Raw genomic sequence first — 12,021 nt, forward strand, 5'->3', positions numbered from 1 at the left:
TTCGGCAGGGGCTTAAGGCAGGGGCACGGCATGCCGTGCCCCTGCCTTAATGCCCCTGCTTTAGAAACAAAGGCATCACGCCGTCAGCTCATCAAAAGCAGAAACCCCAGTCGCGGCAATCAGTTCCTTGACATGGGACTCTTGATTTCCTTCCAGATGCCAACGCTCCAAGGTCAGCAGATCATCCGGCTCAAGGCCACCGAATTCATTGGCGGGTTTAGCATAGCCCATGCCCGCAATCTTGATTTTGATCCGCTCATCCTGAAGATACCGCAGCACAGTCTGGAAACGCCGCTTTTCCTCCTCGCTGTTCAGCTGCATCTTGAATGTCCGCTGCGGATGCAGCTCATAATCGGCAATGCCCAAGGTGATGACTGAGGCTTTGTAAGGAACAGGCTTGAAATTACGTTCATTGAGCAGCTCGCTGCGCCTGCTCTCACCAATGCTGTAACCAAAATCAGCAACAGCAGAATAACTGTAATGCTGGCGAGACAGGCTTTTGATGATTGCTTCAGATGCCAGCTCGACCACCACCGCCTTGCCAATATCAAAAATCAGTCCGGCCAGAAGACGGGTCGGCTGAAGACGGATGATCCAGCTCCACATTCCAGCCTCGCTGGCGGCGGGCAGCAGCAGTCCTGCCGCGCTGACAGCGGCATAGCTCATCACTTCACGGCGGGTCAGTTCGTTTTTCATAGCATGTCTCCTTTGTCTGGATTGATCTGCCCTTCGGCTCCGCTCAGGGCGCTGAATTGCCAAGCTGCCAAGCCGCCTGAGCGGAGGAGCCGAGCTGCCTGAGCGGAGCCGAAGGCAGCTTTTCCCGGCGGCGGCCTGTCAAATTCTGTCCGCCCTTCTGATCACATCGCACAGCTCCAAGGCAAGGTCGGAAATCTCCTGTTTGTCCTCGCCCTCGGCCATCACCCGGATCACCGGCTCGGTGCCGGAAGCACGGACAAGAATGCGGCCACGGCTGCCGAGCTTCTCTTCCGCCGCCTTCAGGGCTTCCGGGAAACCTTTGATCTGCTCCGGCGCAATCCGGCTGGAAAGGCGGACATTCTCCAGCACCTGCGGGAAGGCAGTCATGATCTTGGCCAGCTCGGAAAGCGGCTTTTTCCGCTTGATCATGATCGCCAGCAGCTGGAGCGCGGCCAAGGCGCCGTCGCCGGTGGTGTTGTGGTCAAGAAAGATGAGGTGGCCGGACTGCTCGCCGCCGAAATTGCAGCCTTTAGCCCGCATCGCCTCGACCACGTAGCGGTCGCCGACATTGGTTCGGAGCAGTTTCGCGCCCATGCCTGCCAGCGCTTTCTCCAAGCCCATGTTGCTCATCACCGTGGCGACCACGGTCTTCTTCTTCAGCTTGCCCCGGCTGATCAAATCCGCAGCGCAGATGGCCATGATGTGGTCGCCATCGACAATCTCGCCTTTCTCGTCACAGACAATCAGGCGGTCCGCGTCGCCGTCCAAGGCCAGACCGATGTCCGCGCCAAGCTGCCGCACCTTTTCAGCCATCAGCTCCGGGTGGAGCGCGCCGCAGTTCTGGTTGATGTTCTTGCCGTCCGGCTCCACACCGAGACAAGTTACTTTAGCTCCCAGCTCGGCAAAGACATGCGGTGCAACCCGGTAGGCAGCCCCGTGGGCGCAGTCAAGGACGATGTGGAAATCGTCCAGCGTGTACTTGTTCGGGAAGGTGTTCTTGAGAAAGACAATGTAGCGGCCGCAGGCATCGTCAATGCGGGCAGCCTTGCCCACCTCGTCAGCGACCGGGCGCAGCGCAGCCATCTTCTGCGAGAAGATCAGGTCTTCAATGTCTAATTCCACCTCGTCCGGCAACTTGAAACCGTCGCGGGAGAAGATCTTGATGCCGTTGTCTTGAAAGGGGTTGTGCGAGGCGGAGATGACCACGCCTGCGTCCGCCCGCATTGAGGTGGTGATGAAGGCGATGCCCGGCGTGGGCAGCGGGCCAAGGAGCTGCACGTCCACGCCCATCGAGCAGACCCCGGCAGCCAAGGCGTTCTCCAGCATGTAGCCGGACAGCCGGGTGTCCTTGCCAATAACGATCTGATGGCGTTTGCTGCCCTGTTTGACGACGAAGGCGATGGCCCTGCCAATCTGCATGGCGATCTCAGTGGTCATCGGGTAATTGTTGGCGATGCCGCGCACCCCGTCGGTGCCGAAAAGCTGGCGCATGATGTTCCGAAGGTTGAATTATTTTTTCTTTTTTTCCGCTTTGTTCTCTTCCGGCTCCGGCCTGCCGTCCGAGGGCAGGACAGTCACCTCCTGCGGGGTGTGGGACTTGATCACCGTCTGCTCATGGCCGGACACTGTGGCCGCGACGACCTCCACCGGCACGCTGCGGGGCAGCTCGCCGCTGCCGACTGAGACCGTGGCACTGAAGAGCAGGGGCAGGGACTGAGGATCGGCAAGCAGGCTTTCCGGGATGCTGGCAAAGACCGAGACCACGTCTGGTTTCAGCGTCACCGGTCCCGGCGCGTTGCGGACTCTGACCGGAATGCTGTGGATGATTTTTTCGATGAATTTTTCTTTGATGATGATTTTTGCCGCCACCGTGGTCTCGCCGATCAGATTGAGCAGTTCCGGCGAGAGGTCAAGATAGACCGGCACCGTGGCGGAGTGGGTCATGCCGTCCAAATTGATGAGATAGGTCTTCAGCATCTGCTGCCGCTCCAGCAGGGACTGAGGCCCGGACACCAGAATTTTGTCCGGGTTGAGGGTGATCTCTTGCAGCGTGTAGCCCGGCGCGACCCGGCCTTCAGTGGCCGGGGCCACCGGAATGTATTTTTGCGCCATCTGGTCAATGGACAGCGTGATGCTGGCGGGCTGAAAGCGCACCACCGAGATGCCGCCGGGCAGCGGCAGGTCGATGCTGTCGGCGTTCAGCACCACAGTGTCCGGCTCGGCTCCGGCCATGTCCACGGGCAGGGAGAGGCTGCGGCTGCGCATTTCCTGCATGATGCTGCGCGGGCCGCGCAAAGTCACGCTCACCTCTTTCTGCGGCTGATTGTAGATGACCAGATCTTTTGGCAGATTGAGAATTTCAATCGGCACAGTGAAGGTCATGTCCATCTGATCCGCGCCCACCACCAGCAGCCAGATCAGAATGCCGAGGCAGAGCGAGATCAGGAGGAGCAGCAGATCCTGACAGCGCTTTTTGCGGAGTTTGTTCAAAAGCGATGTCATTGCGGGCGTTTTCTGTTGATCCATCGTCGCCACAGAGGGGCTTTTTTTTCCACGGTTAAAAAAATGTCTCTCAGGACACTCTCCAGCTTCTCCTCATCCCGCATCGGCGTGATCGTCCCGCCTTGCACCACGGAAATCTCCTGCGTCTCCTCGGACACGGAGAGGATCACCGCGTCGGTCATTTCCGACAGCCCCAGAGCGGCCCGATGCCTCATGCCGTAGCGTTTGTCGATGTTGAGGTTTTTCGACAGCGGCAGCACGCAGGCGGCGGAATGGATCCGGCCTTTTTTGATCACCACCGCGCCGTCGTGCAGCGGCGACTTGGTCTGAAAAATCGCCAGCAGCAGCTCCTGCACCAGCCTGCTGTCAATGACGAAGCCGGTCTCGATGTATTCTTGCAGGCCGGTTTCGCGCTCGATGATGATCAGCGCGCCGATGCGCCGCCGCGAGAGGCTGACCGCCGCCGAGATGAGCTGGGTGAGGTCGTCGTCGCCGATGTTCTGATTTCTGAAAAAAGGCGCCCGGCCCATTTCAGTCAGGGCGCGGCGGATGTCATCTTGGAAAATAATGACAAGGATCAGGAGGATGGAGCTGAGGACCGAGCGCAGCAGCAGCTGGAGGGCCAGCAGGTCAAAGGCCGTGGAGAGGAAATAGAGCAGGGCGACGACCAGCCCGCCGACCAGCATCTGCACCGCTCTCGTGCCCCGGATCAGGATGATGATCCGGTAGACGATGAACGAGACAATCAGGATGTCGGCAATGTCCTGCCAGCGGAAAGAGCCGGGCAGGCTGAAGGTGCTGAACAGATTGGACATGAAAATAAGGACGGCGGAACAGGGACTGGCCGCATGTTTTTTTTGCAGGGTGAAAATCAGCCGATTTTTGTATAACATGTTGTCTGAGTTCTGAACAGAGCAAAGCGGGCCGTCCGCGCTTTTTTCCGCCGCCTGAAACATGCCGATTCTTCACGACCGTCCGATTTCCGTCTCTTCGCTCCTCGCCTGGTTCGCCAAACACAGGCGGCCCCTGCCGTGGCGCGGCTCCTGTCAGCCGTATCAGGTCTGGATCGCCGAGATCATGGGCCAGCAAACGCAGATGGAGCGGGTGGTCATCTATTTTCAGCGGTGGATGGCGCAGTTCCCGGACATCCGTGCCTTGGCCGCCGCGTCGGAGCAGGAGGTTTTCAAGGCGTGGGAAGGGCTGGGCTATTACAGCCGGGCGCGGAACATCCGCAAGGCTGCGGCAATCATTCTCCGCGAGCATGGCGGCGAGCTGCCGCGCGAGCAGGCCGCGCTGCTGGCTCTGCCCGGCATCGGGCCGTACACAGCGGCGGCTGTCTGCTCAATTGCTTATAATCAGCCGGTGCCGCTGGCAGATGCCAATGTCGAGCGCGTGCTCTGCCGGATGGAAGACATTGCCGCGCCGCCCAAGCAGAGCGCGGTCAAAAAACAGCTGCTCCAGTTCTGCGCCGAGCTGCTGCCGCCGGACAATGCCCGCGATTTCAACCAAGCCCTGATGGAGCTGGGCGCGCTGGTCTGCACGCCGAAGAATCCGACCTGCGCCGCCTGCCCGCTGCGGGACGGCTGCCGCGCTTTGGCCGCTGGGACAGTCAGTCTGCGGCCCGTTCCTGCGAGCAGGCCGGAGAAGTTAGACATCATCATGGCCTGCGGGATCATTGAAAATCAAGGCCGAGTTTACATTCAGCAGCGGCTGCCGGATGATGTCTGGGGCGGGCTGTGGGAATTCCCCGGCGGACGGCTGGAGCTGGGCGAAACCCCGGAGCAGGCGGCCCGGCGCGAGATCGCTGAGGAGACGGAATTCCGCGTGACCGGTCTGCGGCCTTTCGCGGCGGTGCGGCATCAATACACACGACACCGGGTGACGCTGCACGGCTTTTTCTGCGCTTTGGCGGAAGGGCAGGCGGAGGAGCCGGTGCTGCACGCGGCCAGCCAGTTCCGTTGGGTAACACTGGATGAACTGGAACAGTTCGCCTTTCCCGCCGGGCACAGGCAGCTTGTCGCTAAGATGCAGCAGATTGCAGCACGATGAAGATATTGCAAAATCGCGTCTTGGAGCGGCTGGGCCTGCGCCTGCCGCACCTTCCTGTCCGTCAAGGGCCGGTGATCTGGATTCATGCCCTGTCTGTGGGTGAAGTGACTTCCGCTCTGCCTTTGGTCAAGGCTATCCGCGAGAGCATCCGCCCGGCAGTGCTCGTTTTCAGCGCGACAACCCGCAGCGGCAAAGAGCTGGCCGAACGGCTGATCGCCCCGCACGTTGATTTTATCCTGTTCAGTCCGCTGGATTTTCCCTGCGCTGTCCGCCGATATCTTGACGCAATCAGGCCGAGCTGCTTCATCCTTGTCGAGACCGATTTCTGGCCGAACTGGCTGCATCAGCTCCGGCGGCGGCAGATTCCGGCGATGCTGGTCAATGGGCGCATTTCCGAGAAATCCTTCGCCGCCTACCGCCGCTTTGCCTTTTTCTTCAAGCCGATGTTCCGCTGCTTCAGCCTGCTTTCCATGCAGACTGCGCAGGATCGGGACAAAATGCTCGCGCTCGGCATTCTGACGGAACGGCTCGCCTGTTTTGGCAATTTGAAATACGATCTGCCCGCGCGGCAGACTGCTCCGCCCGATCTTGCGGCGGCGCATGATCATCGCCCAATCTGGGTCTGCGGTTCCACTCATCCCGGTGAGGAGGAGCTGATTTTCGCCGCGTTCAAGAAAATCGTAGGGGCGAACCCCTGTGTTCGCCCTCTGCGTTTAATCATCGCGCCGCGCAAGATCGAGCGGGGCGGCGAGCTGCTCAAGCTGGCCCGCAGCTTTGGCCTGAATGCCGTGCTCCGCAGCAGCGGCGACGCAGACGCGGCAAGCTGCGTCCTCATCTTGGACACCATCGGCGAGCTGGCGGGCTGCTACAGTTTGGCGCGGCTGGCCTTTATCGGCGGCAGTTTGGTGGATGAGGGCGGCCACAATCCGATTGAGGCGGCGGCGCAGGGTGTGCCGGTGCTCTTTGGCCCGCATACGGAGGATTTTGCTGAAATCGCCCGCGATTTGGTGGATTGCGGCGGGGCGAAGGTGGTCACGGCGGAATCGCTGGCCGAAACCGCCGCCGCCATTCTCAGCGATGACGGCCTGCATCAGGCTATGTCCGGCGCGGCGCGGGAGTTGGTCGAGCGGCAGCGCGGCGGTGTGGAGCGGCATGTGCAGGCTGTCAGGCAAATGCTGAAGGATTTTCGTTGAAATCTATTCCGCATCGCGCTTGATCTATGACAGATCAGGCTCAATTTGCTCCTCATAAGATAGTATCTGCAACAGGATGAACGCAATCTGTTCCAGACAGTGCTTGAGCAGCAACCCTCACGTTCTGTCTATGGCAGATCGAGCCTGATGAGCAGCAGATGAAGCTCTGTCTGCTGTGTATCAAGTCTTATCCGTCACAGATCGAGTTCTGTTTGCGATAGATTGAATCCGATCTGTCCCTCGTTTGATCGCAGCGGCAGCTCATCGAAGGGCAGGAGGAGCTGATTCGAGCCATGCGCCAGCGTTTTGACTGCCATGCCGAGCAGCTGCGGCGGGAGGGAGGCAGGTTTTGGCTTGATTTTTGTGGGCGGAGGGGGTAATATCCCTTCAATGTGATTGAATAGCTGACAACATTGTTTAGCACATATCCATAATCAAGGAACATAGAGATTCCGAATATGCTGCCTAGTGGACACTAGGGATTCCGTGGACGCGGTGAAAGGCCTCTGTTCGGATAGGGCTTCTATCAGGCCCTATGTCGGAGTTGATAGCTCCGGCTAATGGGACAGCCGAGATACAGGTGTATAGTAGGCTGTCTCGAAATTCTCTTCCGCTGTAGGCCACAGCGTGGAGATAACGCCAGCCAGGGCGTGAACAAAATACATTGGACTATCTGTCCAAGCCGGCTTGGGCTTTGCTAGGTTTTTTATCATGCAGAAGCTCAAACAAGTGACAGAGTTCCTATATGCGGTTGCGGCTGTGCTGTTCGCTGTTGCCAAAATCATAGCTCTGTTGCAGTAGCACCAAGCAGACGGTCATGTTGTGACCGTCTGCTACTTTTTTTTTGCATGTCAAGATAATGTTTTTCTGCCGAATTTAACTCTGGAAAAAATATGACTAGCTCGGAAATCTTGGAAGCCTTGGCGAAGTACAAACAAGAGAAGTCTGCAAAATATGGGATCAACAAGATAGGAATATTTGGCTCCTGTTCCACCGGACAGGCAACAGACGCGAGCGATGTTGATGTTGTTGTTGAAACACAATTCCCTGATTTGTACACATTGGTTCACATCAAAGAAGAACTTGAAGCTCTATTTAATAAACCTGTTGATATTGTCCGTCACAGAACGGCCATGAATCCTTACCTGAAAAAACGGATAGACAGAGATGCTCAGTATGTATGACAAGGAGTTTTTTCGCAGTAACTCTCGCTGGCTTAGAAAACTGCTCCTGTAAAAAATGCCCTCCCCGGCAGCAGCTCTCCGCTGGTGCGAACGCAACATCCTCCTGCCGGTCACGGTTTGCTTCATCCTCGGCATCAGCGCGGGCCGAACGCAGCTTCTGTCTGAACAAACGGCGGTCATTGCCCTTGTCCTGCTGGCGATTGCCGCGCTTGTCCTTCATCACCGCCACGCCCTGCTCCTTAGTCTGCCCATTTTCTTCCTGACCGGACACCTGCATCTGCTCCATCATTTGGCAAAACCGCACGCCGCCGGGCAGCTCGCGGCTGTGCTCACCCAGGAGGAGCGGCGCGTCACGCTTGTCGGCACGCTGGCAAGCATGATCGAGGAGAGTGAGCAGGACGGCGAAGTCATCTCCCGCTTTGAGCTGGAAGCGGAAGAGGTGCTGCTGGACACAACGTGGCAGGGGGTGCGCGGGCGGGTGCGGCTGGCCATGCTCGGCAAAGCGGACGAGCTGCGGCCCGGCATCTCACTGATGCTTTTGGCAAAAGTCGGCCCGCCGGAGAGCTTCAAAACGCCGGGCGCGTTTGATTATCAGGGCCATTTGGCGGCAAAAGGCATTTACCTGAGCGGCTGGATTGACGGGCGGGCGGATGTGCTGCTGCTCGACAGCGAGAATGAATCAAGCCTGCGCTGGCTGCCGGAGCAGGTGCGGCAGGAGACGGGCCGTTTTCTCCGCCAGCATCTCAGCCCGGAGCTGGCAAGCGTGTATCAGGCTCTGCTCATCGGCAGCCAAGCCGCTGTGCCGCCGGAGATTCAGGAGCAGTTCCGCGCTGCGGGCACCATGCACATCCTGTCGGTCTCCGGCCTGCACATGAGCCTGCTCGCTTTGATGAGCGGCCTGCTGCTCAACTGGCTGCTCCGGCGTTCGGAATGGCTGCTGCTGCGCACGCATGTGCCGACGCTGGCCCTGCTCGGCACCATGCCGCTGTTGCTGATTTACGGCTTCATCGCCGGGCTGAATACGCCGGTGCTGCGGGCGATGCTCATGGCCGTGACGGTCGTGGCCGCGCTCATCCTGCGCAAGCGGCACGACATGCTGCACCTGCTGGCTGCCGCCGCGCTCTTGGTGCTGGCCTGCAACCCGCTTGCCCTGTTCACCGCCTCGTTTCAGCTTTCTTTTGGCGCGACCGCCGCCCTGATTCTTTTCCTGCCGCAGATCGTGCCGCCCGCTGTCGAGAACAAAGAGCCGCCAAAAACGCTCATCAAGGCAGGCCGGTATATTCTCTCCGCTTTGCTGGCTTCCATCGCCGCAACTTTGGGCACGCTGCCATTCCTGCTTTTCCATTTTCACCGCCTGCCGCTGCTCGGCCCGCTCCTGAATTTGATTGTCGAGCCGCTGCTCTGCCTTTGGGCCTTGCCGTGGGGCTTGGCGGCGATTCCCTGCCTCTTCGTTTATCCGCCCGCAGCAGTGTTTTTGCTGAAGATTGGCAGTCTCGGCATCTGGGCGGGCCTGCGCTGCAACGAGCTGGCCAGCCTGCTGCCCTGTGCTTCCGTCTGGACAATCAGTCCGAGTTTGATGGAAATTGTTTGGTATGGCATCGTGCTGCTGCTTTGGAGTCTCAAATATCGGCAGACAGCCCTCATCGGGGCCGCGCTGCTGGTGCTGCATTTCACGTGGGGACTGTGGTTTCCGCCGCAGCCGGGCAAGAGCAGCATCGCCTTTCTTGATATTGGGCAAGGCTCATCCGCATTCCTCCATCTGCCCGACGGCTCGCGTCTTCTTGCCGACGCAGGCAATAGCGGCAAAAGGAACATCGGCGAGCAGGTCATCGCGCCCTATCTCTGGAGCCAGCGCGTCTGGCGGCTTGATCAGGCCGTGATCAGCCACCCGCACCGCGACCACTTCAGCGGCATGGATTTCATTCTCCGCCATTTCAAACCAAAAATCCTCTGGATCAACGGCGACGCGCATCGGGAGGAGAATTATCAGCAAATCCTTGAGCAGGCGGCAGGGCAGGGCGTGCAGGTGCGGATTCCGCAATCAGGCCAGCCGATTGCGCAAGGGAAAAATTTCATGCTGACCGTTCTGCGCGGCAAGCCGCCAAGAGACGATGTCAACGAGGCTTCGCTTGTGCTGCATTATCGGCACGGACGGCGGGCCTTTCTCCTGCCCGGCGACATCGGCAGGCAGAGCGAGGAGATGCTGCGGCGGCAAGGTGTGGAACTGCGGGCGGACGTACTGCTGGCCGCTCATCACGGCAGCCGCACTTCAACAGGCGAAGATTTTCTGACAGCAGCGCATCCAGAACTGATTGTGGTTTCGGCAGGAAGATCGGCGCGGCAGGAGCATTTTCCGGCGGCGGTCAACCGAGCCCTTTGGCAGATGCGGAAGATTCCGGTGCTGATCACCAGAGAGCAGGGGACTGTGACCTGCGGGACAGACGGGGAATGGCTGGACTGCGGCGTATCAAGCATACACTAAAATGCCACAGCTGTCGCTCGTGCAATTTTGTCTATCATCACCATGAAAATTTTGTCCATTTGCTCTAATGAGCAATCTTCTGCCGAGCCGCCTGCTTGAAATTCTTTAAATTGGTCAACATTGTCATTCAGGTAATCAAGAGAATACACTAAGCGGCCATCACGAATCCTGATTGCAATGCTGACATACAGGTCTGTTCTTATGGCATGTCCATGCATATACCAAGACAAATCATTATAACTAAATGATATTGTATAATTTTTTATAAAAAATTTGTTGAAAAATAATTTTCCAACAAATCGCATCCTTTCTTTAACAGCAAAATCGAGCCTTGATATTTCTTCGATAAACTCAAGACGCTCATTGCTTTTTTCAGCCTTCTTCTCCAGTTCTTCAGCGAAAGATTTTTCCGCTAATTCCCTTGCTTTTGCAGTAAATCCCATTTTATGCTTTTTGGTTTATTTTTTTGTTAGATTGAATTTTTCCCCTGCGGCCAGGCCCTCGCGGCGCAAGGGAAAAAAATTATATATCCGTGAAATCCGACGGAGCCTTCTTCAGATATTTGAGGAATCTTGGCTTCTCGATGCAGTTGGTGTAGGCATCTTCTGGTGCGATCTGCCGCTTGGTTAACAAATCCTCAATGGCATCGTCCAAGGTTGCCATGCCAAACTTCTTGCCCGTCTGCATGGCCGAGGGAATCTGATACGTTTTGCCCTCACGGATCAGGTTGCGCACCGCCGGGGTGCAGATAAGTATCTCCAAGGCGGCGCAGCGGCCTTTTTTGTCAATGCGCTTGAACAGGGTCTGCGAGACCACCGCTTTGAGCGCATCCGCAAGGGTTGAACGCACTTGCCCCTGCTGATCCGCTGGAAAAATTTCCACAATTCGGTCAACGGTCTTCATCGCGTTCATGGTGTGGAGGGTGCCGAAGACCACGTGGCCGGTCATAGCCGCCTCCATCGCCAGCGCGATAGTTTCCAAGTCGCGCATCTCGCCGACCAGAATCACGTCCGGGTCTTCACGCAGCGCGCCGCGCAGCGCGGCGGAAAAGCTCTGGGTATGCGTGCCAACCTCGCGGTGGTTGACAATACACTTCTTGCTTTCATGCACAAACTCGATCGGATCTTCAACCGTCAGGATATGGCTGCTATGATTGACGTTGATCTCGTTGATGATCGCCGCCAAGGTGGTTGACTTGCCGGAACCAGTCGGCCCGGTGACTAAAACCATTCCCTTGGGCAGATCAGCCAGCTTGGTGATGACCTTGGGCAGGCCAAGCTGCTCGCAGGAAAGAATCGTGCTGGGAATCTCCCGGAAGACCGCGCCAATGCCGTACTTCTGCATGAAATAGTTGGCGCGGTAGCGGGCCAAGCCGGGGATATGATAGCCGAAGTCGATGTCGCCCGTCTCCTCGAAGAGTTTAATTTTCGGCTCCGGGCAGATCTCATAGAGCATCGCCTTCAGCTCGTCGTTCTCCAGCCGTTTGTATTTGACCCGCTCGACATCGCCGCGTATGCGCAAAATTGGCTGCTGCCCGGCCACCATATGCAGGTCGGATGCCCCCTGCTCGTTCATCAGCTTGAAAAACGCATCAATCTGTGCCATTCCTTCTTCTCCTTCTTCTTAGAAAACCACCGTCTTGCGGATGTATTTGACGATTTCGTCCACATTGTCCATGACCTCGAAGAGCAGCATGTCCTCCTCATCAATTTTGCCGTTGCTGATCAGCTGCTGCCGGATCCAGTCCACCATCCCGCCCCAGAAGGCCGAGCCGACCATGATGATCGGGAAGGGTTTGATTTTGCGAGTTTGAATCAGGGTCAGCGCCTCGAACAGCTCGTCCAAGGTGCCGAAACCGCCGGGCAGGCAGATGAAGGCCATACAATACTTGATGAACATCACTTTGCGCACGAAA

The 12,021-nt window shown here is 57.8% G+C and carries 12 protein-coding genes; 4 read left to right on the forward strand and 8 right to left on the reverse strand.

The features are described 5' to 3' along the window. Positions 1–75: 75 nt before the first annotated feature. The 4 genes from ACNKH3_RS06255 to cdaA form a co-directional block, all read right to left on the reverse strand. Positions 76–696 (reverse strand): hypothetical protein, encoded by a 621-nt coding sequence (locus tag ACNKH3_RS06255; protein ID WP_417917200.1) that lies wholly within the window; start codon positions 694–696, stop codon positions 76–78. 138 nt (positions 697–834) lie between these two features. Beyond that, positions 835–2,187 carry a phosphoglucosamine mutase gene (glmM, locus tag ACNKH3_RS06260; protein ID WP_417917199.1) on the reverse strand — a complete coding sequence of 451 codons (1,353 nt, stop codon included), beginning with the start codon at positions 2,185–2,187 and terminating at the stop codon, positions 835–837. Positions 2,188–2,205: 18 nt separating this feature from the next. Beyond that, complete coding sequence (locus ACNKH3_RS06265) at positions 2,206–3,186, reverse strand: YbbR-like domain-containing protein (protein WP_420208628.1); 981 nt, start codon at positions 3,184–3,186, stop codon at positions 2,206–2,208. A gap of 8 nt (positions 3,187–3,194) precedes the next feature. Next, positions 3,195–4,013, reverse strand: a complete 819-nt coding sequence (gene cdaA / locus ACNKH3_RS06270) for a diadenylate cyclase CdaA (protein ID WP_420208629.1) — start codon at positions 4,011–4,013, stop codon at positions 3,195–3,197. Positions 4,014–4,152: 139 nt separating this feature from the next. Here cdaA and mutY point away from each other — a divergent pair, with 139 nt between their 5' ends. Continuing rightward, entirely contained in the window at positions 4,153–5,247 is a 1,095-nt protein-coding gene (gene mutY / locus ACNKH3_RS06275) for an A/G-specific adenine glycosylase (RefSeq protein ID WP_420208630.1), read from the forward strand. Further along, positions 5,244–6,440 carry a 3-deoxy-D-manno-octulosonic acid transferase gene (locus tag ACNKH3_RS06280; RefSeq protein ID WP_420208631.1) on the forward strand — a complete coding sequence of 399 codons (1,197 nt, stop codon included), beginning with the start codon at positions 5,244–5,246 and terminating at the stop codon, positions 6,438–6,440. The genes mutY and ACNKH3_RS06280 overlap by 4 nt, the downstream gene beginning before the upstream one ends. Before the next feature lie 194 nt (positions 6,441–6,634). On the opposite strand, the gene ACNKH3_RS06285 is transcribed toward ACNKH3_RS06280, so the two are convergent. Further along, positions 6,635–6,757: a hypothetical protein gene (locus tag ACNKH3_RS06285; protein ID WP_420208632.1), complete on the reverse strand. Its 123-nt coding sequence runs from the start codon at positions 6,755–6,757 to the stop codon at positions 6,635–6,637. A 576-nt stretch (positions 6,758–7,333) separates the two neighbouring features. Here ACNKH3_RS06285 and ACNKH3_RS06290 point away from each other — a divergent pair. Then, on the forward strand, positions 7,334–7,624 hold the full coding sequence (locus tag ACNKH3_RS06290) for a nucleotidyltransferase family protein (protein ID WP_420208633.1): 291 nt from the start codon (positions 7,334–7,336) through the stop codon (positions 7,622–7,624). Positions 7,625–7,679: 55 nt separating this feature from the next. Continuing rightward, positions 7,680–10,106: a DNA internalization-related competence protein ComEC/Rec2 gene (locus tag ACNKH3_RS06295; protein WP_420208634.1), complete on the forward strand. Its 2,427-nt coding sequence runs from the start codon at positions 7,680–7,682 to the stop codon at positions 10,104–10,106. On the opposite strand, the gene ACNKH3_RS06300 is transcribed toward ACNKH3_RS06295, so the two are convergent. From ACNKH3_RS06300 to ACNKH3_RS06310, 3 genes are all read right to left on the reverse strand, one after another. After that, the gene (locus ACNKH3_RS06300) at positions 10,103–10,549 is read right to left on the reverse strand and encodes a hypothetical protein (RefSeq protein WP_420208635.1); all 447 of its coding nucleotides are present in this window, start codon (positions 10,547–10,549) and stop codon (positions 10,103–10,105) included. The two genes, ACNKH3_RS06295 and ACNKH3_RS06300, sit on opposite strands and share 4 nt — an antisense overlap. 79 nt (positions 10,550–10,628) lie before the next feature. Continuing rightward, positions 10,629–11,711 carry a type IV pilus twitching motility protein PilT gene (locus ACNKH3_RS06305; RefSeq protein WP_420208636.1) on the reverse strand — a complete coding sequence of 361 codons (1,083 nt, stop codon included), beginning with the start codon at positions 11,709–11,711 and terminating at the stop codon, positions 10,629–10,631. An 18-nt stretch (positions 11,712–11,729) separates the two neighbouring features. Further along, on the reverse strand, positions 11,730–12,021 hold a 292-nt coding region (locus tag ACNKH3_RS06310; RefSeq protein ID WP_420208637.1), incomplete at its 5' end, for an LOG family protein.

Origin of the sequence: Candidatus Electronema sp. JC, from assembly GCF_048287365.2 — a bacterium.
Lineage (GTDB): Bacteria > Desulfobacterota > Desulfobulbia > Desulfobulbales > Desulfobulbaceae > Electronema.